At 72.4% G+C, this 24,768-nt stretch carries 24 protein-coding genes and 2 pseudogenes; 22 read left to right on the top strand and 4 right to left on the bottom strand.

All coding sequences use genetic code 11. From position 1 onward, the window contains the following. Window positions 1–534 precede the first annotated feature (534 nt). Together IW248_RS10580 and IW248_RS10575 are read left to right on the top strand one after the other, a co-directional pair. Window positions 535–1,509 (top strand): lysylphosphatidylglycerol synthase transmembrane domain-containing protein, encoded by a 975-nt coding sequence (locus IW248_RS10580; RefSeq protein ID WP_231396261.1) that lies wholly within the window; start codon window positions 535–537, stop codon window positions 1,507–1,509. A 192-nt stretch (window positions 1,510–1,701) separates the two neighbouring features. Further along, entirely contained in the window at window positions 1,702–1,881 is a 180-nt protein-coding gene (locus tag IW248_RS10575) for a hypothetical protein (RefSeq protein ID WP_196926820.1), read from the top strand. Between the two features lie 195 nt (window positions 1,882–2,076). On the opposite strand, the pseudogene IW248_RS33970 reads toward IW248_RS10575, so the two are convergent. From IW248_RS33970 to IW248_RS10555, 4 genes and pseudogenes are all read right to left on the bottom strand, one after another. Next, window positions 2,077–2,361 (bottom strand): annotated as a pseudogene (locus tag IW248_RS33970) (helix-hairpin-helix domain-containing protein); the annotation flags it as partial. A gap of 1,218 nt (window positions 2,362–3,579) precedes the next feature. Then, window positions 3,580–4,929, bottom strand: a complete 1,350-nt coding sequence (locus IW248_RS10565; RefSeq protein ID WP_196926818.1) for an FAD-dependent oxidoreductase — start codon at window positions 4,927–4,929, stop codon at window positions 3,580–3,582. 1 nt (window position 4,930) lies between these two features. Then, a complete protein-coding gene (locus IW248_RS10560; protein ID WP_231396260.1) occupies window positions 4,931–5,341 on the bottom strand; it encodes a TcmI family type II polyketide cyclase in 411 nt (136 codons plus the stop codon). Window positions 5,342–5,473: 132 nt separating this feature from the next. Further along, window positions 5,474–6,271 carry an AfsR/SARP family transcriptional regulator gene (locus tag IW248_RS10555; protein ID WP_196926817.1) on the bottom strand — a complete coding sequence of 266 codons (798 nt, stop codon included), beginning with the start codon at window positions 6,269–6,271 and terminating at the stop codon, window positions 5,474–5,476. A 424-nt stretch (window positions 6,272–6,695) separates the two neighbouring features. On the opposite strand from IW248_RS10555, the gene IW248_RS10550 reads away from it, so the two are divergent. The 20 genes and pseudogenes from IW248_RS10550 (at window position 6,696) to IW248_RS10455 (ending at window position 24,768) form a co-directional block, all read left to right on the top strand. Continuing rightward, window positions 6,696–7,034: a TcmI family type II polyketide cyclase gene (locus IW248_RS10550; RefSeq protein WP_196926816.1), complete on the top strand. Its 339-nt coding sequence runs from the start codon at window positions 6,696–6,698 to the stop codon at window positions 7,032–7,034. Continuing rightward, entirely contained in the window at window positions 7,031–8,791 is a 1,761-nt protein-coding gene (locus IW248_RS10545; RefSeq protein WP_196926815.1) for an acetyl-CoA carboxylase carboxyltransferase subunit alpha, read from the top strand. Before IW248_RS10550 ends, IW248_RS10545 begins: the two co-directional genes overlap by 4 nt. Next, window positions 8,788–9,306, top strand: a complete 519-nt coding sequence (accB, locus tag IW248_RS10540; RefSeq protein ID WP_196926814.1) for an acetyl-CoA carboxylase biotin carboxyl carrier protein — start codon at window positions 8,788–8,790, stop codon at window positions 9,304–9,306. Before IW248_RS10545 ends, accB begins: the two co-directional genes overlap by 4 nt. Before the next feature lie 19 nt (window positions 9,307–9,325). Next, a complete protein-coding gene (locus IW248_RS10535) occupies window positions 9,326–10,756 on the top strand; it encodes an acetyl-CoA carboxylase biotin carboxylase subunit (RefSeq protein ID WP_196926813.1) in 1,431 nt (476 codons plus the stop codon). After that, on the top strand, window positions 10,753–11,508 hold the full coding sequence (locus tag IW248_RS10530; RefSeq protein WP_196926812.1) for an SRPBCC family protein: 756 nt from the start codon (window positions 10,753–10,755) through the stop codon (window positions 11,506–11,508). The genes IW248_RS10535 and IW248_RS10530 overlap by 4 nt, the downstream gene beginning before the upstream one ends. Further along, complete coding sequence (locus IW248_RS10525) at window positions 11,501–11,908, top strand: cupin domain-containing protein (RefSeq protein WP_030492081.1); 408 nt, start codon at window positions 11,501–11,503, stop codon at window positions 11,906–11,908. The genes IW248_RS10530 and IW248_RS10525 overlap by 8 nt, the downstream gene beginning before the upstream one ends. Window positions 11,909–11,963: 55 nt before the next feature. Further along, complete coding sequence (locus IW248_RS10520) at window positions 11,964–13,238, top strand: beta-ketoacyl-[acyl-carrier-protein] synthase family protein (protein ID WP_196926811.1); 1,275 nt, start codon at window positions 11,964–11,966, stop codon at window positions 13,236–13,238. A 76-nt stretch (window positions 13,239–13,314) separates the two neighbouring features. Next, the gene (locus IW248_RS10515) at window positions 13,315–14,571 is read left to right on the top strand and encodes a beta-ketoacyl synthase N-terminal-like domain-containing protein (protein ID WP_196926810.1); all 1,257 of its coding nucleotides are present in this window, start codon (window positions 13,315–13,317) and stop codon (window positions 14,569–14,571) included. Beyond that, window positions 14,568–14,885 carry an antibiotic biosynthesis monooxygenase family protein gene (locus IW248_RS10510; protein ID WP_124815314.1) on the top strand — a complete coding sequence of 106 codons (318 nt, stop codon included), beginning with the start codon at window positions 14,568–14,570 and terminating at the stop codon, window positions 14,883–14,885. Before IW248_RS10515 ends, IW248_RS10510 begins: the two co-directional genes overlap by 4 nt. Before the next feature lie 305 nt (window positions 14,886–15,190). After that, window positions 15,191–16,018: a M55 family metallopeptidase gene (locus IW248_RS10505; protein ID WP_196926809.1), complete on the top strand. Its 828-nt coding sequence runs from the start codon at window positions 15,191–15,193 to the stop codon at window positions 16,016–16,018. A gap of 312 nt (window positions 16,019–16,330) precedes the next feature. After that, window positions 16,331–17,680, top strand: a complete 1,350-nt coding sequence (locus IW248_RS10500) for a class I adenylate-forming enzyme family protein (RefSeq protein ID WP_196926808.1) — start codon at window positions 16,331–16,333, stop codon at window positions 17,678–17,680. 161 nt (window positions 17,681–17,841) lie between these two features. Further along, window positions 17,842–18,108: an acyl carrier protein gene (locus tag IW248_RS10495; protein WP_196926807.1), complete on the top strand. Its 267-nt coding sequence runs from the start codon at window positions 17,842–17,844 to the stop codon at window positions 18,106–18,108. Next, the gene (locus IW248_RS10490; RefSeq protein WP_196926806.1) at window positions 18,108–18,353 is read left to right on the top strand and encodes an acyl carrier protein; all 246 of its coding nucleotides are present in this window, start codon (window positions 18,108–18,110) and stop codon (window positions 18,351–18,353) included. The genes IW248_RS10495 and IW248_RS10490 overlap by 1 nt, the downstream gene beginning before the upstream one ends. Continuing rightward, on the top strand, window positions 18,346–19,455 hold the full coding sequence (locus tag IW248_RS10485; RefSeq protein ID WP_196926805.1) for a beta-ketoacyl-[acyl-carrier-protein] synthase family protein: 1,110 nt from the start codon (window positions 18,346–18,348) through the stop codon (window positions 19,453–19,455). Before IW248_RS10490 ends, IW248_RS10485 begins: the two co-directional genes overlap by 8 nt. Before the next feature lie 131 nt (window positions 19,456–19,586). Beyond that, window positions 19,587–20,033 carry a beta-ketoacyl synthase chain length factor gene (locus tag IW248_RS10480; RefSeq protein WP_307787899.1) on the top strand — a complete coding sequence of 149 codons (447 nt, stop codon included), beginning with the start codon at window positions 19,587–19,589 and terminating at the stop codon, window positions 20,031–20,033. Beyond that, the gene (locus IW248_RS10475) at window positions 20,030–21,646 is read left to right on the top strand and encodes a class I adenylate-forming enzyme family protein (RefSeq protein ID WP_196926803.1); all 1,617 of its coding nucleotides are present in this window, start codon (window positions 20,030–20,032) and stop codon (window positions 21,644–21,646) included. Before IW248_RS10480 ends, IW248_RS10475 begins: the two co-directional genes overlap by 4 nt. Continuing rightward, window positions 21,643–22,881 carry a beta-ketoacyl-[acyl-carrier-protein] synthase family protein gene (locus IW248_RS10470; protein ID WP_196926802.1) on the top strand — a complete coding sequence of 413 codons (1,239 nt, stop codon included), beginning with the start codon at window positions 21,643–21,645 and terminating at the stop codon, window positions 22,879–22,881. Before IW248_RS10475 ends, IW248_RS10470 begins: the two co-directional genes overlap by 4 nt. A gap of 15 nt (window positions 22,882–22,896) precedes the next feature. Then, window positions 22,897–23,007 (top strand): annotated as a pseudogene (locus IW248_RS10465) (phytanoyl-CoA dioxygenase family protein); the annotation flags it as partial. A 1-nt stretch (window position 23,008) separates the two neighbouring features. Continuing rightward, window positions 23,009–23,800 carry a DUF3050 domain-containing protein gene (locus tag IW248_RS10460; protein ID WP_196926801.1) on the top strand — a complete coding sequence of 264 codons (792 nt, stop codon included), beginning with the start codon at window positions 23,009–23,011 and terminating at the stop codon, window positions 23,798–23,800. Beyond that, the gene (locus tag IW248_RS10455; protein ID WP_196926800.1) at window positions 23,797–24,768 is read left to right on the top strand and encodes a thiamine pyrophosphate-dependent dehydrogenase E1 component subunit alpha; all 972 of its coding nucleotides are present in this window, start codon (window positions 23,797–23,799) and stop codon (window positions 24,766–24,768) included. The genes IW248_RS10460 and IW248_RS10455 overlap by 4 nt, the downstream gene beginning before the upstream one ends.

Raw genomic sequence — 24,768 nt, 5'->3', positions numbered from 1 at the left:
TCATCATCCGGAGGGCGGCACGTGCGAAGTGTTTACGCGGAAGAGCTCCGACAGCCGCTGCACAGCAGGATCATCCACCAGCAGCACCGAGTATCCCGGCAGGACCTGAACGTCTCCAATCACCGCGAACCCGCCTCCAGCGGCTTCTACAGCCCCGCGCGACCCGACGATCTCGCCGCGCTAGCCACCTGTCCGCGTACGCCTCGAACTGCAGAGTCGCGTACGCCATGAAGTACACGGCAGCCATTGACGTCGGTACGTCCGCGAGGGCAGGCCGCGAGCATTCGTCGACTACGTTAAGTCACCGCAAGCCGGGACGGCGGTGCCCGGATCTGTCGATGAGCGCGCGGCGTTGGGTACGGCGAAAGATGCGGGAGCTGGGTCGTTTGCGAGGATCGACAGGTGCCCGCCCCCCTGCCGCAACCTCCGACGCAGTCGAGAGCGTTGCACGCCGTCATTGCCGGTGCTCCGATTACGGCACTGGCAACGACATCCGGAGGCCCTAGCCCGACGTCCACGACCTCGCGCAGATGGTTGAAGCGTCTGCTCGTCGCTCTGGCTGTCGCAGTCGGCTTCGCCGCGATCGGCCTGCGTGGAGGCCTCCCGGCTCCTAGGGAGGTCCTAGCCGCCCTCGGCGACGCCGACTACGGCTGGCTCCTGCTCGCCGCGTCGCTGCAGTCCGTCTCAGTCGGCGCCTTCGCGTTCCAACAGCGGCGTCTGCTCCACAGCCTGGGAGCGCATCTGCGACGCGGTCACGCATTCGCGATCGTCCTGGCCGGTACCGCGATCTCCATCAGCATGCCTGCGGGTCCCGCTGTCGCCACTGCGTTCACCATCAGCAAGTACCAGCGTGCCGGCGCCACGCGTGAGGTGGCCGCAGCCTGCGTGGTCGTGTCAGGGCTCGCTTCCATCGGCGGACTCGCCTTGCTGTACGCCGGCGGCGGTATTGCGATCGTCGTCGGCAGTGCGACGACGCTGCAGAACTGGCAGCCCTTGGCCGTCGTTGCCGGACTGGCCGCGCTGACCACCGCGACCATCATGATTGGACGTCGGTATGTCCGTCGGTTGTCCCTGCGCCGCTTTGGCGCAGGCAGCGGCGTAAGGCAACGGCTGTGGATCGGGCTGGACTCGGCCCTGGACGCATGGAAGGCGGGTACTGAACTCAAGGTGCGTGACTGGGCGACTGCGCTCGCATATGCCGTCGTCAAATGGCTGGCAGACCTGACATGTCTGATCGCCGTGGCCCGCGCACTGGACCTACCGATCGGCGCGATGACGTTGACCAGTATCTACCTCAGTGTGCAGATCGTTCGCCAGGTGCCCCTCACGCCTGGGGGTGTCGGCGTCGTCGAGTTTGCCTTACTTGGCGCGCTCACCACCGCAGGCGTCGGTGGCGTCACCGCCGCCGCCGCTGTCCTGCTCTACCGGCTGCTTTCCTGCTGGCTGATCATCCCGGTAGGCGGCATCGCCGCGTTGACGCTACGTCACGGCCCCGATATCCGGCCATGACCACTCACGAACCCGTAAGGCTCCACGTGCCGTGCCGTGCCGTGCCGTGCCGTGCCGTGCCGCTTCCGGATCTGCCGCGATCCGGGTGTCATCTCACGTCCACCGATTACTCATCGTGAGTGGCGGAGGTAGGTCGCCGGGGCCGCCGCCGTCGCGGCGTATGGAGCGCTGCGCGTCTCGGACCTCTGCACATTGGCGTACCCGCCTCTGCACTGGAACCCGTACGCCGACACCACCGTCGCCGGCCCACCCACCGACACGGCACTCACCGGCATCATGACGCTCGGCCACGCTGCCGAAGACCCAGCAGTGCCCACCGCCCCCCTTGCCAAACGGCGGCGACCCACCGATCTGGTCACCTGGATGCGCTAGGCAAAACCCACCCCGTGTCTCACGAGACCTCCCGAGTCTGGAGAAAGACGGTTGGCGCGGTTTCCTGAATATCGAGTCGATCACCGGGGCGGCGGGCGGTGGGGGAGTTTCGGTAGCTACGGCCGAGCCCCCGGCGCGCCGTCGCGATGGACGGCTGCCGGGGGCTCGAGTGCGGTCGGGCTCGAGTGCGGACGGTCAGGCCTGGTTGCCGTTCGGCAGCACCGCGGCCATCTCCTCGCCGGCGCCGGCGAGCACGCGTGCCTGCTGCGGCCAGCTGGCCAACCCAGGTGCGGCGCGCAGGCCTGCGGCCCGGATCAGGTCGCGCAGCGCCGGCTCGTCCAACTCGCCGAGTTGCCCGTACGTCCGCACACCCGCGTCCTGCAACGCCGCCGCCATCTTCGGTCCGATCCCCTGAATCCGGCGGAAGTCGTCGGCTGGGCCCGTCGGGTCGGCGTCGACGCTGCTGATCGCCGCGTCGGCGGCCGAACGGACCGGAGGGGTCGCGGCGGTGGTCGGCCGTAGCGGAGGCGTGGCCACCACCGACCGCTCGGCGCCCGCGGCGTCAACCGCAGACTCGGCGTCAACCGGCTCGGCGTCAACCGGCTCGGCGTTCACCGGCTCGGCGTTCACGGAATCGACGCGCACCGGCTCGGCGTCGGACGGGTCTGCGGTCGCCGACGCGTCTGCCGACGTGGCGTCGACAGTCGTGGCCTTGGTCTCCGAGTCGTCGACCAGGCCGACGGAGTCCGGCGCGTCGTCGTCCGGCGTCGTGTCGATCGGCGTGGCGTTGACGGGCGCGGTCTCAACCGGGGCGTCGTCGGCGGGCGCGGTGTCGGCCGGGATGGTGGCAGCCGGCGCGTCGTCGATCGCCGCATCGTTGGCCGGCGTCGGGTCGAGCGGTGCCGCGTTGGCGGTCGGCAGGTCGTCCGCGGGCTGGCGGGGAGCGACCACGGCCGCCGGGGCGGGCTGCTCGTCGACAGTGACCGGCTCGGGGGACGACTCCACGGCCGGCTCCGGCCGCAGTTCAGTGACGTCGGACTGCTCGCTGGCCGGTACGGGCGGCGGGTCCTCGGTCAGTGCCATGTCCGCCGGGTCGACCGTGCTCGGTGCGTCCGCCGGCACGGGCACCGGGGTGGGATCGTCCGGTTCGGTCATCGCGGCGGGCGCGCTGACCGTGTCGACAGGTGCCGGCTCGTCGGCGACCGCGGTGGGCGCCGAGTCGACGGCGGCCGCGGGGCGGGCCTCGTCGGTGGTGGCAGCCGGCGTGGGCGTGGTGATCACGGCCAGGCCGGCGACGGGGTCACCATCCACAATCGAATTGCCCTGTACACCCCGTCGGCCGCGCAGCAGCCACCCGGCGGCCAGGCCCAGCAACAGTGCCAGTACCACTATCAGCGAGTGTCCGAAAGACCACGCCACGGCGAACCTCCCTCTCAGATCGTTGGAAAAGTCACGAGAAAAACTCGCCGCAGCTTCGCACACGCGTATTGCCGACGACAGGCAGGATCGGCCGTCAGCGTTGCGGGTGGGCCGGCCACCTCAGCCGGTGCCTGCCGTGTGACACAGCGTCGCCCAATCGCACCCAAATCCGGCCCGATGAGACCGGCACCCACATGACACCGGTACCCGGCGGGGTCCAGACACGATGAGACCCGGGCCCGGCGAGGGACGCCGAGCCCGGGTCGGGCGATGCGGGGTTCAGTCCCGGTCGCCCTCGTAGGTGTGGAAGTCGTCGACGAACCGGCGACGGAGCCGTGGTACCCGGCTGGTCACTCCGAAGTAGCCGCGCGCTCCGAGCAACGCGAGCCGACCCACCACCGGCCGGTACATCCGGTCGTCGCCGTTGGTGCCGCTGCGATTCAACGATTCGGCGACTCGCGCGAAGCCGTACGGGGCCATCACGGCCTCGTAGTCGGCGACCGCCTGGAGCAGGGTCTTGTCGCCGGCGGTGGCGCGGCTGAGCTGTTCACAGAGCAGGCGGGCGTCGCGCAGCGCGGTGTTCGCGCCCACGCCGCGACCCGGGGTCATGGTGTGGATGGCGTCGCCGAGCATGGTGACGGTGCTGCTCTTCCAGGGCGGCACCGGCTCGGACGTGGACACTTTGATCGGTAGGGCGCTGGCCGGGTCCGCGTGGGTGAGCAGTTCCCGTAGGTGCGGGTGCCAGTTCGAGGTGAGGTCCAGGGCGACCTGCACCAGGTCCTCGCCGCGGCGTTCCATGACGTCGGCGGGGAACCGGTTGGCCGCACTCCAGATGATCAGGTTGATGTTGTCGGTGGTGGTGTCGTGGGCCAGGCCGGGCCAGTCTTGGAGCAGGGCCGCGTCGGCCGCGCTGACGCCGGGCTTGATCGCCCGTTCGGCGTTCCACTTGAACTCCATCACGTGCAGCACGCCCATCATCCCGCCGACGCCGAAGATCAGTGAGATGCCCTGCTGGACCCGCTCGGGAACGAGACCACGGGTGTACGGGGTCAGCGGGATCCGGGTGGCGATGTTGATCGTCCCGGCGTCGCGGGTGACGGCGTGCGGCAGGTACTGGCGGCGTACGGCCGAATGGGTGCCGTCGGCCGCCACCAGCAGGTCGCCGGTGGCGGTGGTGCCGTCGGCGAAGTGCGCGGTGACCGTGCCGTCGTCGTGCTGCTCGTACCGGGTGAAGGTCTTGTCGAAGTGCACCACGTCCTCCAGGCCGGTCAACAGCACCTGGCGTAGCACCATCCGGGCCACCGAGTGTTCGGTGCGCACCGGGTCGGCGCTCGGCCGCAGCCCGAACGACGCGGTCTGGCGGAGCCTCTGGGTGACGACGTTGAAGTAGTGCGGCGGCCGGGCACACGTGGCCAGGAAGGTGGCGAACAGCTCCGGGGGCAGGCACTCCCGCAGCGCCCGGCTACCGGTGGGGCCGATGCCGACCCGGTAGCCGAGCAGCCCTTCGGCGCGGTTGCCGTGCCGTTCGTAGACGGCGACGCTGATCCCGGCGCGGCGCAGACCGTGCGCCAGGCACAGTCCGCCCGTGCCCGCGCCGATGATCAGGACGTGCGGTGGTGCGGCGGACATGTCAGCCGGCCGGGTGTGCGGCGGGTGCCTCGGTGCTGGCTGGGCGCGCCGCGGGCACGTCGGTGCTGGCTGGGCGCGCCGCGGGCACGTCGGGCGCGTCCCACCGGTAGAAGCAGCCGGCGATCGCGTCCCGGGGGGAGCGCCAGGTCGGCAGGTACGGCGACGTGTGCGCGGAGAGTCGTTCGTTGACCTGTTGGAAGAGCGGGTGGTTGCGGGCCGCCGCGAGCGCGTCCGGGTCGACGTCGTCCGAGGTCTCCAGCAGGTGTACGCACAGGTCGTGCAGGCAGTACAGGGATCGGTGCGTGACGCCGGTCAGGCTGGGGAGTTCGGTGGCGTCGGATTCGGCGAAGATCTGCGCGACCCGCCCCTCCGCTCCCGGGATGATCCGGCTGACGATCAGTAGACGACTCATGGGACCCCTTCCGCCGGTGGCGTGCCCGACCCTCGGGGATCGGTGCCACGTGCTCTGTGCGCCCACCGTGCCGCAGCGCCTGTCACGTCACCGTCACGTGCACCGACCGGCCGGTGACGGGCGGCGGCACCGTCACGTACGTCGGCCGGCCGGTGACGGCCGGTCGGTGCTGGCGTCGCGACTGGCCTGGCGAATCGGGGCGAGGGTGTCGTCGAGCAGGGCGCTCATGGCGGGGCTCGGCTCCAGCCGCAGTTCCCGGCGCAACAGGTCCCGGTAGACGTAGAAGGCGTGCACGGCTTCGAAGGCGTTGCCCTCGGCCAGGTGGATGCGGACCACCAGCCGGTGTGGTGTCTCCCGTAGCGGCTCGGCGGCCATCGCCTCCAGCGCGGCTTCGAGGGCCTCGCCGTGCCGCCCCGCGGTGAGGTGGTGCCCGGCCACCTGTTCCAGCATGTGCAGGCGGAGTTGGCGCAGGCGTTCCCGGTCCAGCAGCACCCAGTCGTCGTACCAGCCGGGGAGGAGGTCGTGTCGTCCGGCGGCGAGCGCCCCGGCGGCGGTGCGGGGGTCGTCGCCGTCCCGGACCCGGGCCGCGGTGCCGACCAGGTCGTCCACGTCGAGCCGGACCGCCGGGCCGAGGCGTACGGTGTCGCTGGCCACGGTCATCGGGCAGCACGGGTCCTGGCGGAGCCGCCACAGGGCGGTGCGCAGGGAGGACAGCGCCCGCTCCTCCGACGCGTCGGGCCAGAGCAGCCCGGCGAGCTGGCTGCGGGTGGCGCCGGGGCGCAGCCCGATCAGCGCGATCACCCGTTGCAGCCCGCGCGGCACCACGACCGGCACCGCCTCGCGGAGGAGTCGGAAGCCTCCGAGCAGGTGCAGTGAGACACCCTCCTCGGGCGGGTCTCCGGCGGTCGGCACGGACGGATCAGCGGCCACGGCGGCACCCCCTGCGGAACGCTCGTCCCGACTGTCTGCTGTGTCCCGGATCGGTCGCCCGTGACGCCACTGTCGACCCCGCCGATCGCGGCGTGGCCAGGCGCGGCCCCGCCCGCCGAGGCCACCAGGCTGACCACGCTGAAGATTATCAATAATGGTCACGTTGAGTCAACGGCAGCGTGGACCTTCTATTGCCGACAGTCAACCCGAGATCGGTTCTGAACTGCATAAACATTAGCGCCCGGAGCACACCGGACGCATAGCTGATACACAGGTTGCGTCAACGCAGCGTCACCACCATGCGTCGCTGGTCGGCCCGGCGCGGTGACGCCGCCGTGACGAGGACCGGCGCATCGTGTCGGCAGTCGTCCAGCGCGTCCGGGGCTACCCGTCGCCGGCCGGACGCTGTGGGGGGAGGCCCAGTATGGACCGATCGCTGATCGTCGCGAAGGTGGATCCGACCGCCGAGGAGCGGGTCGCCGAGATCTTCGCCGAGTCGGACGTGACGGAGCTGCCGCGCCTGGTCGGTGTCCGGCACCGCTCGCTGTACCGACTGCACGACCTCTATGTGCACCTGCTCGAGACCGCACAGCCGGCGGAGGGCGCTGTGGAGGCCGCTCGTGGCCACCCCGAGTTCATCCGGGTCAGTGACCGCCTGCGTCCGTACGTGTCGCCGTACCTGTCGACCTGGCGCTCGCCGCGCGACGCCATGGCGCGGTGCTTCTACCGGTTCGACGCCCCGGACGCCGGGCGGCGGTCGTGACGGCCACCGCGCCGCGCGAGGAGCAACTCTGGTTACGGTGCACGGGCTGCGCCAGCCTGCTCTACCGCAAACGGCTGCGCCGCAACCTCGACGTCTGCCCGGAGTGCGGGGAGCATGCCCGACTCGGCGCGCCGGAACGCCTGCGCCAACTGGTCGACCCGGGTTCGCTGCGCCTGCTACCCGACCGGCTGCCGGAGGCGGACCCGATCGACTTCGTCGACGTGCTGCCGTACCCGCACCGGCTCACCGCCGCGCGGGCCAGCACCGGCTTGGCCGAGGGGGTCGTCTGCGCCACGGCTGCCATCGGTGGGCACCCGGTGGTCCTGGCGGTGATGGATTTCCGCTTCCTCGGCGGCAGCCTGGGTTGCGCGGTGGGCGAGCTGATCACCCGGGCGGCCGAACGGGCGCTGGACGACCGCACCCCACTCGTCCTGGTCACCGCCTCCGGTGGGGCGCGGATGCAGGAGGGCGCGCTGTCGTTGATGCAGATGGCCACCGTCAGCCAGGCCATCGCCGCGCTGCGCGAGGCGGGGCTGCTCACCGTGAGCGTCCTCACCGACCCGACCTACGGCGGGGTGGCCGCCTCGTTCGCCACCAACACCGATCTGGTGCTCGCCGAGAGCGGCGCGCGGATGGGCTTCGCCGGCCCCAGGGTGATCCGCCAGATCACCGGGCGGGCCCTGCCGGAGGGCTTCCAGACCGCCGACTTCCTGCTTCGGCACGGGCAGGTCGACATGGTGGTGCAGCGCCGGTCGCTGCGTGGACGGCTGGTGGCGCTGCTCGCCGCGACCCGTGCCGGCCGTCCGGCGCGTCCGCCCGTACCCCGGCAGGAGCCGGCGCCGCGCCGCGAGCGCCTCGCCGACGACGGCGCGGCCCTGGTGCGGCCAGCGGGCCCGGTGGCCGACGGGTCAACCCCGGCCGCGGGCGACACCCCTGCGGTACGCGACGCGTGGGACACCGTCCGGCTGGCTCGGCACCCCGGGCGACCGACCACGCTGGACTACCTGGACTCCGTCTTCGACGGGTTCGTGGAGCTGCACGGCGATCGGCTCGGCGCGGACTGCCCGGCCATCGTGGGTGGGGTGGCGCGGCTGGCCGGCCGGCACGTGATGGTCATCGGCCACCAGAAGGGGCACACCACCGCCGAGTTGGTCGCCCGTAACTTCGGCATGGCCAGCCCGGCCGGGCACCGCAAGGCGTTGCGGCTCATGCGTCTCGCGGCCCGGCTCGGTCTGCCCGTGGTCACCCTCGTGGACACCCCCGGCGCCGACCCGGGGGTGAGCGCCGAGGAGCAGGGGCAGGCGGCGGCCATCGCCGAGAACATCCTCACCCTCACCGTGCTGCCCACCCCCGTGCTCGCGGTGATCACCGGGGAGGGCGGCAGCGGCGGCGCGCTGGCGCTGGCGGTGGCCGACCGGGTGTTGATGCTGGAGAACGCTGTCTACTCGGTGATCAGCCCCGAGGGGTGTGCGGCGATACTCTGGCCGGACCGGTCCGCGGCGCCGCAGGCTGCCCGCGCGTTGCGACTGACCGCGCCCGACCTGTGCCGACTCGGAGTGGTCGACGAGGTCGTTTCGGAGCCGTCGAGCGCGGCACACGACGACCCGGCGGAGACCGCCGACCGGCTGCGCGCCGCCCTGCTGGCCAACCTCCTGCCGCTGCTGGACGTGCCGCCCGCCATGCTGGTCCGCCTGCGCCGGCAACGCTTCCGACGGTTCGGCGCGAACCGCGCCGCCGCTCGGGCGGGCCTGCGATGACCGCCGGCGACGGGTCGTTGTCGACAGTGGACGCGGCCGACGACGTCGGGGCGGGTGGCGAGGAGGCGCTGGCCGCGCTACGCCGGCAGGCCCAGCACCTGATCGCCGAGCTGGCCGGGCCGGTGCGCCGGATCCGACTGCGCAGCGGGCCGGCGGTGCTGGAGGTCGAGTGGCACCCCGAAGACGTGACCCGACCGGACGTACCTGCCGTACCGGCCCAGACGGCGTCGGCGCCCGGCGCCCCGCCCGCGGCGATCCGGCCGCCGGTGCCCGGGCGCGCCGCGGTGCGGGCACCGATCGTCGGCACCTTCTACCGGGCGCCGGAGCCGGGCGCGCGGCCGTTCGTCGCGGTGGGCGACCTGGTCCGCCCGGGCCAGCCGGTCGCCATCGTCGAGGCGATGAAGCTGATGAACGAGGTGACCGCCGACCGGGCCGGACGGGTGGCAGCGATCCTCGTCGAGGACGGCCAGCCGGTCGAGTACGACCAACCGCTCGTCGACCTGGACCCGGCATGACAGCGCGGGGTGGTTGACCATGTTCGAGACCGTGCTGATCGCCAATCGGGGTGAGATCGCGCTGCGGGTGCTGCGCGCCTGCAAGGAGCTCGGCATGCGAACGGCTGTGGTCTACTCCGCCGCCGACGCCGACTCGGCGGTGGTCCGCCTCGCCGACCAGGCCGTCCGGATCGGACCGGCGTCGAGTCGGCGCAGCTACCTCAACGCCGCCGCCATCGTGGAGGCCGCCCGGCAGGTGGGCGCGCAGGCCGTGCACCCCGGCTACGGCTTCCTCTCCGAGGACGCCGACTTCGCCGAGATCTGCGCCGACAACGGGCTGACGTTCATCGGCCCGCCGCCGGCGGTGATGGCCGCGCTGGCCGACAAGTCCTCGGCACGGGCACTGATGAGCCGTGCCGGCCTGCCGCTGTCGCCGGGCAGTGTCGCGCCGGTGCCGACCGCCGCCGCGGCGGCCGAGGTGGCCGAGGCCGTCGGCTACCCGGTGATCGTGAAGGCCGCCGCCGGGGGCGGGGGCCGGGGGATGACAGTGGTGCACACCCCGGGTGAGCTGCGCCGGGCGTACACCCGCACCCGGGCCGCGGCGCAGGCCGCCTTCGGCGACGACCGGGTGTACGTCGAGCGCTACCTCACCGAGGCGCGGCACGTCGAGGTGCAGGTGCTCTGCGACGCCCACGGGAACGGGGTGCACCTGGGCACCCGGGACTGTTCGGTGCAGCGCCGGCACCAGAAACTGGTCGAGGAGGCGCCCGCCCCGTCGCTGCCCGCCGCCGTCCTCGACACCATCGCCGAGACCGCCCTGCGGGGCGCGCTCCAGGTCGGCTTCGTCGGTGCCGGCACGCTGGAGTTCCTGGTCGACGCCGAGGAGAAGTTCCACTTCCTGGAGATCAACTGTCGGATCCAGGTGGAGCATCCGGTGACCGAGATGGTCACCGGGATCGACCTGGTGCACGAGCAACTGCACATCGCCGCCGGGGTGCCACTGCGCTGGCGGCAGGAGGAGATCCGCCTGCACGGCGTCGCGGTGGAGTGCCGGGTCAACACCGAGGACCCCGAGCGCGGCTTCGCCCCCACCCCCGGCCGGCTGGAGCGGTTCACCCCACCCGGCGGCCCGTTCACCCGGGTGGACACCCACGCCAGCGCCGGTTACCTGGTCGGCCCCTGGTACGACTCCCTGCTGGCCAAGGTGATCGTCTGGGCGCCCGACCGGGAGTTGGCCCTCAACCGGCTGGAACGTGCCCTGGACGAGTTCGACGTCGCCGGTCCGGGCGTGCACACCACCATCCCGTTCGTCCGACGGGTGCTCGACGACGCCGCATTCCGCAAGGGCCGCTACACCACCGGCCTGGTCGACCGTCTGCTCGCCGCGCCCGCGCGGGGGCCGACGTCCACTCCCGCACCCCGCACCGCGCCCGCCGCCGATCCCGACGCAACCCACAGGAGGACCCGATGACCGTCACCCATGGTCGCCCGATGACCGCCGAGATCACCGACATCCTGGTGGCGCACTGCGGGCTGGACGCCGACGCCGCGGCCCGGGCGCCCGCCGCGTCGCTGGAGGAGCTGGGCATGGACTCGCTCGCCCTGCTGGAACTCTCCGCGGTCGTCGCCGACCGCTGGCAGGTGGCCATCCCTGAACAGGCCGGGCAGCTGAGCATCCCGGCGGTGGCCGACCTGGTCGCCCGCCGTGCCGACCCACCCGGGCACACCGAGAACAGCGTGGTCATCGACGCGCCGTTGGGACTGGTCTGGGAGGTCACCAACGACGTGGCGAACTGGACCGAGCTGTTCACCGAGTACGCCGTGGTGGAGATCCTGCACCGCGAGGGTCACACGGTGCGGTTCCGGCTCACCATGTACCCCGACGAGAACGGGGTGTCCTGGAGTTGGGTCAGCGAGCGCACCGCCGACCCGGTGAGCAGGCAGGTCCGGGCGCACCGGGTGGAGACCGGGCCGTTCGAGTACATGCGCATCCACTGGCGCTACACCGAGGAGGCGGGCGGCACCCGGATGACCTGGACGCAGGACTTCGCGATGAGGCCGACCGCGCCGGTCGACAACGCCGCGATGACCGAGCGGATCAACACCAACAGCGTGATCCAACTCGCGGTGATCAAGGACCGGGTGGAGCGGACCGCCTGGCAGCGCGCCGACCAGGGCAGCCCGACGGCCAGCGGCGAGCCGACGGGGGCCGACGATGAGTGACCTGAGCACCCGCCCGATCGCCGCCCGGGACGTACCCGCCGACCGCCGCCGCGGCGGTGAGCTGCGGGTGCTGCTCGGCCCCCGCACCGTCGGCAGCACCTCGGGCTTCCTCGGGGTGGCCACGCTCGCGCCCGGGGAGCGGATCGCCGAGCACTACCACCCGTACAGCGAGGAGTTCCTGTACCTGGTGCGGGGTGCGATCACCGTCGACCTGGACGACCAGCCGACGTTGCTGGCCGCCGGCGAGGGACTGTTCGTACCGGTGAACGTGCGGCACCGACTGCGCAACACCGGCGTCGAACCGGCCGAGGTGGTCTTCCACCTGGGCCCCCTCGCCCCCCGGCCCGAGTTGGGTCACGTCGACACCGAGCTTGTCGAACAGCGGGGCGGGTCGTCGTGAGCGCGAGGAGTGAGCCGGGTTTGCGAGCCCCGCAGTCGCGAACAGAGGTGGCGCGATGACGGGGCGCCGCACGGTGGTGACCGGGATTGGGGTGGTCGCCCCGGGCGGCGCCAGCCGGGACCGCTTCTGGAAGACCATCACCGAGGGGCGGACCGCCACCCGGCGGATCAGCTTCTTCGACCCGTCGGCGTTCCGGTCCCAGATCGCCGGGGAGTGCGACTTCGACCCGGTCGCGGCGGGGCTCAGCGAGGCCGAGCGACGCCGGGCCGACCGGTACGTGCAGTTCGCGCTGGCCTGCTCCGCCGAGGCGGTGGCCGACGCTCAGTTGGTGCTCACCGACGCGGAACGGGACCGGGCCGGGGTGGTGCTGGGCACGGCGGTCGGCGGAACGATGGCGTTGGAGCAGGAGTACGTCACAGTGAGCGAGCACGGCCGGCGTTGGCTGGTGGACGGGGCGCGCGGTGGCCCGTACCTCTATCAGGCGCTGGTGCCCAGCAGCCTCGCGGCGGACGTGGCCTGCCGGCACGGGTTGCACGGCCCGGCGCAGGTGGTTTCCACCGGCTGCACCTCCGGCATCGACGCCATCGGGTACGCCCACCAGATGATCGTGGACGGTGAGGCGGACGTGATGCTGGCCGGCGCGTCCGACTCGCCGATCTCGCCGGTCACTGTCGCGTCGTTCGACGCGATCAAGGCGACCAGCCCGGACAACGACGACCCGGCACACGCCTCCCGCCCGTTCGACGCCGACCGGCACGGGTTCGTGCTGGCCGAGGGCGGGGCGGTGCTGGTGCTGGAGGAGGCCGGGCACGCCCGGCGGCGGGGGGCGCACATCTACTGCGAGGTGGCCGGCTACGCCAGCCGCAGCAACGGCTACCACATGACCGGGCTGCGCCCGGACGGGCTGGAGATGGGCCTCGCCGTCACCGACGCGCTCAAGCAGGGCAGGATCCTGCCCGAGCAGGTCTCCTACATCAGCGCGCACGGCTCGGGTACCCGGCAGAACGACAGACACGAGACGGCCGCGTTCAAGAGGGCGCTGGGCCAGGCCGCGTACCAAATACCGATCAGCTCGATCAAGTCGATGGTCGGGCACTCGCTCGGCGCGATCGGGTCCATCGAGATGGCCGCGTGCGCCCTCGCCATCGAGTTCGGTGTGGTGCCGCCGACGGCGAACTGGAGTACCCGGGACCCGGAGTGCGATTTGGACTACGTACCCAATGAGGCGCGGGAGGTCCCGGTGGACGTTGCCCTCTCGGTGGGCAGCGGGTTCGGAGGTTTCCAGTCGGCGATGGTCTTCCGTCGGATGCTCGGCGCGGTGCTGGCGTGAGCGAGCGTAGCGAGCGAACCATCGGGCACAGCAGCGTGGCGTCTCGCGCCGGCGCGGAGCGAAGCGGAGTGCTGGCGTGAGCGCCGAGGTCGCTCGTGCCGTGGTGACCGGCATCGGCGTGGTCGCGCCGAGCGGCATCGGCGCGGACGCGCACTGGCGCACGGTCCTCGCCGGCACCCGCCGGACCGGGCCGATCACGTTGTTCGACCCGTCCGGCTATCCGACCCGCTTCGGCGGGGAGGTGCCCGGCTTCACCGCCGACTCGTACGCCGACAGTCGACAACTGGTGCAGACCGACAGGTGGACGCACCTCGGCTTCGCCGCCACCCGGCTGGCGTTGGCCGACGCCGGCCTGCCCGACCGGGCCCCCGACCCGTACGGCTACGCGATGACCCTGGCCAGCTCGTCCGGGGGCAACCTGTTCGGTCAGCGGGAGCTGCAACGGCTGTGGGGCGGCACGTCGCGGACCGTCGGGGCGTACCAGTCGATCGCCTGGTTCTACGCGGCCAGCGTCGGGCAGCTCTCCATCCACCACCAGTTCAAGGGCCCGAGCGGGGTGCTGGTCGCGGAGGCGGCCGGCGGGCTGGACAGCCTGGCGCACGCCGCCCGCGCGGTACGTCGGGGCACCCCGGTCGTGATCGCCGGCGCCACCGAGTGCCCGTTGAGCCCGTACGCGCTGGCCTGCCAGCTGCGCTCCGGGTTGCTCAGCGACGTGGCCGACCCGGAGCGGGCGTACCGGCCGTTCGACGCCACGGCCAGCGGCTACCTGCCGGCCGAGGGGGGAGCGGTGTTCGTGGTGGAGGAGCTGGGGCACGCGCTGGCTCGGGGCGCCCGGGTCTACGGCGAGGTGAGCGGTTGGGGCTCCACCCACGACGCCGCGCACACCACGGCGGAGAGCAGCGGCGACCCGGCCCAGTACGCGCGGGCGATGCGCCTGGCCCTGGACCGGGCGGGCGTCGCCGCGGCCGGAATCGACGTGGTGCTGCCCGACGCGCTCGGCGTGCGCCGCTACGACCGCAGCGAGGCCGAGGCGTTGCGCGCCGTGTTCGCCGACCGGCCGCCCCCGGTGACCACGCAGAAACCGCTTACCGGTCGGGCGTACCAGGGCGGCTCGGCATTGGACGTGGCCACCGCGCTGCTGGCCTTCGCCCACGACACGTTGCCCGCGTCGGCGGGGCCGGACGAGGTGGCCGAGGGCTGCGAGCTGGACTTCCTGCGGGAACACCGCCGGCCGCGCAGCCGGCTGGCGTTGGTCTGCGCGCGGGGCTTCGACGGGTTCAACAGCGCGCTGGTCCTGCGCGGGGCCGCGCCGATGAGGGGAGAGGCGTCATGAGCGACAAACGAGCGCGGGTGGTCTTCCTGGTACGGGTGCCGGCGCCGCGCACCGAGCAGTTCCTCGCCGCGTACGAACAGGTGCGGCACCTGGTCGCCGGCGGCGTGCCGGGGCACCTGGTCGACCAGGTGTGCCGGTCGGCGACCGACCCGGAGCAGTGGTTGATCACCAGCGAGTGGGCGAGCCTTGCCGACTTCGAAGACTGGGAACGCAGTCCCGAGCATCGGGAGCTGGTACGCCCGATGCGGGAGTGCTTCACCGACGCCCGTTCGCTGCGCTTCCACATCCACGCCCAAACACCAGCCCTGCCCTGACGGTTCCGCCCCTGCCCCGCCCCGCCCCGCCCCGCCCTGCCCTGCCCTGCCCTGCCCCCGTCGATCATGGAGTTGTGGTGGGTGACAAAGTGCCCCTCACCGGGACAAGCAAGGCACACAACTCCATGATCGACGGACCCGCCCCGCGATCTTGCACTTACTGTCGCGACATAGAGGGCATTTAACGCGTCTCGGCGACAGAAAGTGCAAGATCGGCGCGGCGCGGCGCGGCGGGACGGGGTGGGGCTCTGCCCTGCGCCGCGCGGGGTCGACATTGGGGAAAGTGCGCGTAGGGTCAGGTAGCCATGAAGGTGCTGATCTCGGTGGACCTGGAGGGCATCTCGGGGATCGTGCATCCCGCCGAGACGAATCCCGACCGGTACGACTACGAGCGCGGCCGGGCGTTGATGACCGCCGAGGCGAACGCGGTGATCGCCGGGGTTCTCGATGCCGAACCCGACGCGGTGGTGTGGGTCGCCGACGCACATGGAACGTTTCGGAACATCCTGCCGGAGGACCTTGACCGGCGTGCTTACCTCGTGCGAGGCAAACCCCGCCCGCTGGGCATGCTCGCAGGGCTGGACGAGCACACGGACGCCGTTCTGCTCGTCGGCTATCACGCTCGGGCCGGTGCCGGGCCCGCCGTCCTCGCCCACACGATAAGTGACGCCATCCTCGACGTGCGGGTGGCCGGACGATCGCTGGGCGAGATCGGCCTCAACGTCGCCATGGCGGGACACCTCGACGCGCCGGTCGTCCTGCTCAGCGGAGACGACACCGCCTGCACGGAATTCAGTGAGCTGGTGCCCTCGGCGATCACCGTTGCCGTCAAGCAGACCCTGGGTCAGGCCGCCGCGGTGGCTCTACATCCGCAGGAGGCACGGGAGCGGCTGCGCCACGCTGCCGCCGAGGCCATCGCCCGGCGTGCCTCGGTATCCCCGACGAAGCTGGCCGGGCCGCTGGACGTCGAGGTCGACCTGTACGGCCCGTACATGGTCGACCTCGCAACTCTGGTGCCGGGTGTGACCCGCGTCGGCGGCGGCCGGACGGTCGCCTTCCACGCCGTCGATTTCGCCGAGGCGTACCGGCTGGTGCAGCTGCTCGTCCAACTGGCCAGCATCAAACCGAGCTAGCACGCGCCACCCGGTGACCATGATGCCATCGGCCGTCCGGCTGGGGCCGCGCGACGGTTGTACGAGGCGTCATGCCTCGGTGACGCTCTGCCGAATCGGCCGCCCGATCCTGTCCGCCGAACGGGCTGTCGGCAATCCGGCCGGCCGCTTCTTTTGATCCATCCATTCGCATCTAGCAATGACCCTGTGGGCGTCGTATGGTTCCCCGCAGCACCCCGACAAGCGTACGTGATGGGCGGATTCGCCCTCTTTGATGCTGGGCGGTGAACGGTAGTGGTGGCGGAAAATCTTACGGCGACAGCCCCCGGATGGGTGGACGAAGTCCTGTTCGCCGGCCACCCGACCGACGTTTGTCTGCGTCTGCCCGAACCCATCGACCGGGCCACCCTGCACCGGTTGGTCACCGCCGCGCAGGACCGCCTCACCGCCGCCGGACTGCGCCCCGGCGGCGCCGCGGCGCTGCGGTTGCCACCCTCACTTGCGTACGTGGTGAACCTGCTGGCCACCTGGCGCGCCGGGGGGCAGGCGATCCTGCTCGACCACCGGCTCACCGACCACGAGGTGGATCGCGCGCTGGCCCGGTTGACCCCGCAGGTGGTGGTCGCCCCGTTGCGGACCGGTGGCGGCGCGCTGAAGATCTTCGTCGACGTCACCGAGGGAGTCACACGGTACGCCGACCGTCCGGCGGTCAGCGGCCACGCCGTGATCCAGCTCAGCTCCGGCTCCACCGGCCCGTCCAAGGTGATCGGCCGTACCGCCGCGGACCTGGTCGCCGAGGTGCACCGCTACACCCGGATCGACGGGGTGGCGCTCCCCGGCGAGCGGATCATCCTGCTGCCCTCGATGGTGCACGTGCTCGGCCTGGTCGGTGGCCTGCTCTACGGGCTGCACGCCGGGGTCGAGCTGGTTCCGCCGGAGCGGCTCAGCGGCGACGCCGTGCTGGCCGCGATCACCGCCGACACCACGCCCGCCACCGTGCTCGGTGTGCCGTTCCACATCGGACTGCTCGCCTCCACCCGACCGGCCCGTCCACTGCCGCAGCTGCGACGGATGACCACCGGCGGCGAACTGGTGCCGGCCGCCGTCGCCCGGGCGTTCACCGACCGGTACGGGGTGCCCCTGGGCAACATGTACGGGATGACCGAGGTCGGGGTGATCGGCACCGACCTGTACGGGGCGCACCGCCCGTCGATCACCCCGGCGCCCGGCATCGAGGTCCGCGAGTCCGGCGGTGAGCTGTGGGTGTCCTGCCCGGCGTCGCCGTACGTCGGGCTGAGTGACCCGTCTCGCTGGTCCGACGGTTGGCTGCACACCCGCGACGCCGGCACCGTCGATGAGGACACCGGCCTGGTCACGGTGCGCGGTCGACTCGACTCGCAGGTCTCCGTCGGTGGGATGAAGGTCGACCTGACCGAGGTGGAGGCCACCGTCGCCGGGCTGACCGGGGTGGCCGCCGCGGTGGTGCTCTGGGACGACGGCATCACCGCGTACGTCCAACCCGACGGCCCACTGTCGGAGGACACGCTGGACAAGCTCCTTGCCGAACGGTTGGCCGGCTACAAACGCCCCCGGGCGCTGCACCTGCTCGACCAGCTGCCCCGCACCACCACCGGCAAGCTGGTCCGCTCGATCGACGTGCTGCGCTCGGCGGTCAACCCGTGAGCGGGCCACTGCGCCACCTCGACGTCGACAGGCGCGAGCGCCGGCAGCGGGCGGAGCAGCACAGCGGCCGGATCCGGCTGACCGCCGGTGTCCCGGCCGACCCACACGTAGGCGGTGTCCCGACCGGACGCCGTCAGCTGAGCCACGCAGAGAGGGTATCCATGAGAGCCGAGGTCCACGCCTTCGTCGTCGAGCAGCTCGCCGACATGAACTACGACGTCGAAGGGCTCGACGACGACACCACACTCGGCCCCTCCGGCGTCGACCTGGAGTCTCTCGCACTGGCCGACCTGGCCGTCCGGGTCGAGGACCGTTTCGGCCTGACGTTCGCCGACGACGAGTCGGAGCAGTTGGCCCTGATGACGGTGGGGGAGTTCACCACAATGGTCGCCAATCGCGTCACCGAGGCGACGAGCGACAGAGCCTGATGGGCGGTCAGCCCGATCTGGGGCGAGCTGACCTGATGACCATGCTCGCCGAACTCGCCGCGAAACCGGCTGCCGAGGTGTCCGACCGAATCGGCTCGATGGAGCTTGCCTGGCTGGTGCACCTCGTCGAACAGCGCTACGAACGCCGGCTCGACCTCGCCGACGACGACCTGGCCCGCATCCGTACCGTGGATGACGCCCTGGTGGTGCTGCGGGCGTCGCTGACCGCCTCCGCAGATGATTGAGGCGCGTGTCGCCCAGCTCACCGGCATGCACGCCGTCAGCGCCCTCGGGCGGGGCGCCGACGCGCAGCTCGCCGGTGTGCTGGCCGGTGTGCCGGCGTTCGGGCCGGTGGGCCGATTCGACACCGCCGCCCGCCGGGTCACCGTGGCGGCCACCCTGCCCGAGGTCGGCACGCTCCCCGACGAACTGGCCTTCGCGATCGACGCGGCCTGCCGGGCGGCCGGCCTGAACCGCGCGCAGCGCACGGGGTGCGCCCTGCTGCTCGCCGTGCACGGCGGCCCGACCCCGGGTGCGGGTCCGACCCCGACCGTGCTCGCCGGTCAGCTCGCCACCCGATGTGGGCTCTCGGGTCACACCCGGGTCTACACCAGCGCCTGCGTCTCGGCGAGCACGGCGGTGGCCGACGCCGCAGCCCAGATCACCCGGGGAGAGGTCGAACGGGTGGTGGTCGCGGCCGGCTACCTGGTGGAGCCGGACCAGTTCGCGCTCTTCGACGCCGGTCGCGCCCTCGCGGTCGACGGTGCGGTCCGCCCGTTCAGCGCTGGCCGCCGGGGGTTGCTGCTGGGTGACGGGGTGGCCGCGGTGGTGCTGGAGTCGAGCACCGGCCGACGACGCGGTGTTGATCCGGTGGCCACCGTGGCCGGTTGGGGACGGTCCGGTGACGCGTTCCATCCCTGCCAGCCGGAGCCCGGTGGCACCGGGCTGGCCCGCGCGGTCGACGGCGCGCTGCGCCGGGCCGGGCTGCCACCGCAGGCCGTCGGCTACGTCAACGCCAACGCCACAGGGACCGCGCAGAGCGACGCCGCCGAGGCGGCCGCACTGCGCCGGGCCCTCGACGGGCACGCCACGAGGGTCCCGGTCAGCTCCACGAAGTCGGTGCACGGGCACGCGCTGGAGGCGTCCGGGCTCCTCGAACTGGTGGTCACCGCGCTTGCGCTGCGCCACGGTGAGCTGCCGGTCAACGCGGGCTGGCTGGGCCCCGACGAGTCCTGCCCGGTGAACGTGGTGACCGACCGTCCCCAGAGGACGACGGCAACCCACGCCCTGACCCTCAACGCCGCCTTCGGTGGCGCCAACACCGCTCTCCTGGTCGGCGTCCGATGACCGCCCCCGAATCCCCACGATCTTGCACTTTCTGTCCCGACGAATCCGACCAAGCGCCCAAACCGACGACCGAAACCGCAAGATCGCCGGGGGAGAGGGCGCGGGCCTGGTGGCCTGAAGGTGACGGCGCGGTGGCGAGGGTGCCGGGGTTCGTGCACTCGGACTTCGCGCCCGTGGTGGTGACCGTCGCCGAGCGGTGTCTGCGTCGGGGGTACGGGCCGGAGGGAGTGCCCGCCGGGGTGCGGACCGGGATCGTGCTGGTCAGCGCCAGCGGAGACCTCGCCAGCGCCCAGCACGTACGGGCCACCGTCGAGACCGGCGGGCGGATCGGCCCGCTGTTCTTCTTCCAGTCCGTGCCCAACAGCGTCGCCGGGCACCTCGCGGCCCGCTGGGGCCTGCGTGGCCCGGTGGTCTGTCTCAGCCCGACCGGCGACCCGTACACCGACGGGGTCGCCGAGGCCGACCTGCTGCGCGACGACGGTGACGCCGACGAGGTGTTGCTGATCCTGATCGAACAGGCACCCGACCGGCCGACCGAGGCGGTCGCGGTGCTGCTGGGGGGAGGAGCACGACCATGAGGACACGGGGACTGCGCGGCACACTGGCCGCCGACACCGAGCTGGGTGCGGGCAACGTGCTGGCCCGGGTACTGGCGCACGGCGCCGACCCGGACGGGCCCGGCCTGACCTTCGACACCGCCGTCGACGGGCACCCCGCCGAGACGCCACTGACGCTGGGGCGGCTCGACGAGCGGGTCGCCGCCCGCGCCGCCTGGCTGCACGAGCGCGGGGTACGCCCCCGCGACCCGGTCGCCGTCTGGGCCACCGCCGCCGCCGACATGGTGCTCAGCTTCCTGGCGCTGGCCCGGCTCGGGGCGATCCCGGCGCTGATGAACGGCAAACTCCGCCCGGAGATCGCCGCCGAGTACATCCGCCGCCTGCGGGGCGTCGGTGTGCTGGCCGACGACGCGCACACCGCGCTGCTGGCCGGGCACGACCTGGGCGTACCGCTGCTCGGCACCCCCGCGCAGGCCGGCACGGGTGACCCGGCCACGGCCCCGGCGCACTACCGGCACCACCCGGACGACCCGATCGTGATCACCCACACCTCCGGTACGACCGGGGTGCCCAAGGCGGTGCTGCACTCGCACGCCAGCCTCTTCGCGGCCACCCGGCACCTGCTCACCATGCCGCAGGCGCAGGGCACCACCCGGATCCTCAACGCGCTGCCCGCGCCACACACCGCCACGGTGCTGATGGTCAACCAGGCGCTGGGCAACCGCGCGCAGATGTTCCTGCTGTCCGAGCAGGGCGGCGAGCGGGTGCTGGACGCGATCCAACGCTGGCGCCCCGACGGGGTGTTCGGCTTCTCGGTCACCTGGGTGGAGCTGGCCCGCTTCGACCTGTCCGGGTACGACCTGGACTCGGTGCGGCTGTGGTTCAACACGGGTGACGCCTCGCACGAACCGCACATCCGCCGCCTCGTCGCGGTCGGTTGGCACGACACGGTCACCCGGGACGGGGTGGCGAAGGTGCCCGGTTCGGTCTTCATCGACGGGCTGGGTTCCAGCGAGATGGGGCACTCGATGTTCCACATCACCCACCGCGCCGACACCGACAGGTACGGCCGCTGCATCGGCCGCCCGTACCAGTTCGCCAAGGTCGCGGTCCTCGACGCCGACGGCGAACCGGTGCCGGTCGGCGAGGTGGGCTTCCTGGGCATCGACTCGCCGTCGCTGTTCCGGGGCTACTGGAACGACTCGGTCACCACCCACCGCTTCCGCCAGCGCGGTTGGTACCTCACAGGTGACCTGGTCCGCGCCGACGCCGACGGCCGCTACTACCACCTGGACCGGGCGGTCGACTCGGTCGACGCCGGTGCCGGGCGGCACTTCTACACAGCGCTGTCCGAGGAACGGATCCTCGCCGCCTGCCCGGACGTCACCGACTGCACTGTGGTGATCGTCGCCGAGGCCGGCGCGGTGGTCACCGACGTGCTGCTGGAGTTGACCGCGGGCGCCGACGAGGCCGAGGACCGCACCGAGCGGGTCCGCGCCGCCCTCGGCCCGGACGTCGGCGCGACGCTGCGCCGGGTCGTGCCGGTGCGCTCCGCCGACATCCCGGTCACCGTGACCGGCAAGGTCCGCAAGGTGGTCCTGCGCGAGCGCTACCTCACCGAGGCGAACTCATGACCGCCTTCATCACGGGTATGGGTCTGTTCACGCCGGTCGGGCGGGGCGTCGAGGAGACCTTCGACGCGTTGACCACCGGCCGGTCCGGGCTGACCCGCCCACCGGAGGGGCATCCGGCGAGGGAGTCGCTGGACGTCGCCGGCCTGCTGCCCGACATCAACCCGCGGACCGTCATGTCCGGGCCGGAGACCCGGGTGCTGGACCGGGTCGTCGTTCTCGCCCTGCTGGCCGCCGCCGACGCCCTGGCCGACGCCGGCATCGAGGTGGGCCGCGACGTCGACCCCGACCGGATCGGTGTGATCGTCGGCGGGGTCGGGGGGATGGCCACCCTGGAGTCGCAGGTGCTGGCCCGGGCGGCCCGGGGTCGGTCGGCCGTCAGCCCGTACCTGCTCACCGGGATCCTGCCGAACATGCCGGCGGCGCGGATCGCCATCGCGCACGGCATCCGGGGCTACAGCTCGTCGGTCGGCACCGCCTGCGCCTCCGGTGCCCAGGCGATCGCCGACGGGGTGCGGCTCATCGCGACCGGGGAGGTCGACGTGGTGCTCTGCGGGGCCAGCGAGGCGCCGCTCTTCCCGACCTTCGCCGACACCTTCGGCAACGCGCGGGCGTTGGCGCGCGCCGGCACCGACCCGAGCCGGGCGAGCCGGCCGTTCGACACCTCCCGCAGCGGGTTCGTCCTGTCCGAGGGCGCCGCGCTGCTGGTACTCGAACGCGCCGAGCACGCCGCGGCACGGGGCGTCACCGGGTACGCCGAGGTGGCCGGCTTCGGAGCGACGACCGACGCGTACCACCCGACCGCGCCCCGCCCGGACGGCGCCGGCGCGGCGGCCAGCATCCGCCGGGCGCTGCGCAGCGCCGGTGTGCCGGCGGCGGCCGTCGGTTACGTCAACGCGCACGGCACCGGCACGAAGCTCGGTGACATCGCCGAAACCACCGCCCTGGCCAACGTCTTCGGCGTCGGCGGTGTGCCGGTCAGCTCCACCAAGGCGCTCAGCGGGCACCTGCTCGGCGCCTCCGGGGTGCTGGAGGCGGCGGCCACCGCGATGGCGCTCGGCCGAGGGCTGCTGCCGCCGACGTACCACCTGGACGATCCGGATCCGGCCTGCCCGGCGGACCACATCCGTGGCACACCCCGCAAGGCCGACCTGGAGTACGCGGTCACCAACTCGTTCGGGTTCGGCGGCCAGAACGTGAGCCTGCTGCTGGCCCGCGTCGCCGAGCCGAGGGGGTGATCGATGCCGCACCCCGCGTACAACCACGACGTGCTGGTCCGCCGCACCCACGACGGGCGGCCGGACCACGCGGACCCCGACTACTGCCCGATCATCTGGCGCCACCGCGCCCAGCAGGGAGGCTGACATGTCACGGTACGACTGGGGTAAGACGCACCCGGGCATCGAGCGGTTGGAGCGGGCGGTGACCGACCGGCGCGACGCCGTGGTCAAGCACCCGCTCTACGTCAACCTCGACACCCACGAGGCGCTTGTCACCTTCATGCAGCACCACGTCTTCGCGGTCTGGGACTTCATGTCCCTGCTGAAGTCGCTGCAGCGGCAGCTGACCTGCGTCACCGTGCCGTGGGTCCCGACCGGCCCGACCGGTAGCCGCCGCCTCATCAACGACATCGTCATGGTCGAGGAGAGCGACGAGCTGGGCGGCGGCTACATCAGCCACTTCGAGCTGTACGTGCAGGGCATGGCCGAGGCCGGCGCGGACACCACGGCGGTGAACGCCCTCATCGACCTGCTGCGCGCCGGCCGGCCGGTCACCGAGGCGCTCGCCGAGGCCGGGGTGCCGGAGGCGTCGGCGAGGTTCGCCGCGACCACCTGGCAGATCATCGAGTCCACCCCGGTGCACTGCCAGGCCGCGGCCTTCGCGTTCGGCCGGGAGGACCTGATCCCGGACATGTTCACCCAGGTCGTCTCGGTCAACGAGCACAGCAACCGGCTGCACACCTTTGTCGACTACCTGGAGCGGCACATCGAGGTCGACGGCGAACAGCACACCCCGATGGCCATGCAGATGCTCGCCGACCTGTGCGGCGACGACGACGCCAAGTGGCAGGAGTGCGCCGACACGGTCAACACCGCCCTCGCTGCCAGGGCCCGGCTCTGGGACGACATCCTGGCCGCCATCAAGGGGCCTGCGTGACCGACGCCGACCCGGTCCGGCTCTACCGCACGGTCCGGCTGATCCGCCGGTTCGAGGAACGGGCGGTGGAACTGGTCCACGCCGGGCAGATCGTCGGCGGCATCCACCCGTACCTCGGTCAGGAGGGGATCGCCGCCGGCGTCTGCGCGGCGCTGGGTGCCGACGACGTGCTCGCCGGCACCCACCGTGGCCACGGGCACGTGCTGGCCCGCGGAGCCGACCCGGCCCGGATGCTCGCCGAACTGTGCGGGAGGGTCACCGGCCTCAACGCCGGCCGGGGCGGCTCGATGCACGCCGCCGACCTGAGCATCGGGGTCCTCGGCGCCAACGCGATCGTCGGCGCCTCCGGGGCGATCATCACGGGCGCGGTCTGGGCCCACCGCCGCCGGGGCCGCGACACCGTCGGGGTGAGCTTCTTCGGCGACGGCGCGGTCAACGAGGGGATGCTGCTGGAGGCGTTCAACCTTGCCGCGCTCTGGCGGGTGCCGGTGCTGTTCGTCTGCGAGAACAACGGCTACGCCACCACCATGCCGGTCGCCGGCGCGGTGGCGGGCAGCATCGCCGGCCGGGCCGCCGCGTTCGACCTCCCGGCCGTCCAGGTCGACGGCCAGGACCCCGAGACGGTACGCGTGGCCGCGGCCGCCGCCGTCGACCGGATGCGCGCCGGCGGCGGCCCCGAGCTGATCGAGGCCCGGACCTACCGCTTCGACGCCCACCACACCTTCGAACACGCGGTACGCCTCGACTACCGCCCGCCCGACGAGGTGACCCGTGGTCGGGCCCGGGACCCGGTGCGCATCCAGGGTGAACGCCTCTCCGACACCGACCGCGCAGCCGTGGACGCCGAGGTCGAGGCGACCCTCGACGCGGCGGTGCGGTTCGCCCTGGCCAGCCCCGAACCCGACCCGGCCGACGCGTTGACCTACCTGTACGCCAGCGGTCTGACCGCCCGCACCGGAGGTGGTTGA

Origin of the sequence: Micromonospora ureilytica, assembly GCF_015751765.1 — a bacterium.
In the GTDB taxonomy this organism is placed as follows: domain Bacteria; phylum Actinomycetota; class Actinomycetes; order Mycobacteriales; family Micromonosporaceae; genus Micromonospora; species Micromonospora ureilytica.
Note: the sequence above shows the minus strand (reverse complement) of the source record. Positions and strands in the feature narration are given on the sequence as shown.

What these genes read in the sequence shown, in the direction of transcription:
- IW248_RS10565 (WP_196926818.1), bottom strand. Translation starts at nt 4,929, where the DNA reads ATGTCCGCCGCACCACCGCACGTCCTGATCATCGGCGCGGGCACGGGC.
- IW248_RS10560 (WP_231396260.1), bottom strand. Translation starts at nt 5,341, where the DNA reads ATGAGTCGTCTACTGATCGTCAGCCGGATCATCCCGGGAGCGGAGGGG.
- IW248_RS10550 (WP_196926816.1), top strand. Translation starts at nt 6,696, where the DNA reads ATGGACCGATCGCTGATCGTCGCGAAGGTGGATCCGACCGCCGAGGAG.
- accB (WP_196926814.1), top strand. Translation starts at nt 8,788, where the DNA reads ATGACCGCCGGCGACGGGTCGTTGTCGACAGTGGACGCGGCCGACGAC.
- IW248_RS10535 (WP_196926813.1), top strand. Translation starts at nt 9,326, where the DNA reads ATGTTCGAGACCGTGCTGATCGCCAATCGGGGTGAGATCGCGCTGCGG.
- IW248_RS10530 (WP_196926812.1), top strand. Translation starts at nt 10,753, where the DNA reads ATGACCGTCACCCATGGTCGCCCGATGACCGCCGAGATCACCGACATC.
- IW248_RS10525 (WP_030492081.1), top strand. Translation starts at nt 11,501, where the DNA reads ATGAGTGACCTGAGCACCCGCCCGATCGCCGCCCGGGACGTACCCGCC.
- IW248_RS10520 (WP_196926811.1), top strand. Translation starts at nt 11,964, where the DNA reads ATGACGGGGCGCCGCACGGTGGTGACCGGGATTGGGGTGGTCGCCCCG.
- IW248_RS10510 (WP_124815314.1), top strand. Translation starts at nt 14,568, where the DNA reads ATGAGCGACAAACGAGCGCGGGTGGTCTTCCTGGTACGGGTGCCGGCG.
- IW248_RS10505 (WP_196926809.1), top strand. Translation starts at nt 15,191, where the DNA reads ATGAAGGTGCTGATCTCGGTGGACCTGGAGGGCATCTCGGGGATCGTG.
- IW248_RS10495 (WP_196926807.1), top strand. Translation starts at nt 17,842, where the DNA reads ATGAGAGCCGAGGTCCACGCCTTCGTCGTCGAGCAGCTCGCCGACATG.
- IW248_RS10490 (WP_196926806.1), top strand. Translation starts at nt 18,108, where the DNA reads ATGGGCGGTCAGCCCGATCTGGGGCGAGCTGACCTGATGACCATGCTC.
- IW248_RS10485 (WP_196926805.1), top strand. Translation starts at nt 18,346, where the DNA reads ATGATTGAGGCGCGTGTCGCCCAGCTCACCGGCATGCACGCCGTCAGC.
- IW248_RS10475 (WP_196926803.1), top strand. Translation starts at nt 20,030, where the DNA reads ATGAGGACACGGGGACTGCGCGGCACACTGGCCGCCGACACCGAGCTG.
- IW248_RS10470 (WP_196926802.1), top strand. Translation starts at nt 21,643, where the DNA reads ATGACCGCCTTCATCACGGGTATGGGTCTGTTCACGCCGGTCGGGCGG.
- IW248_RS10460 (WP_196926801.1), top strand. Translation starts at nt 23,009, where the DNA reads ATGTCACGGTACGACTGGGGTAAGACGCACCCGGGCATCGAGCGGTTG.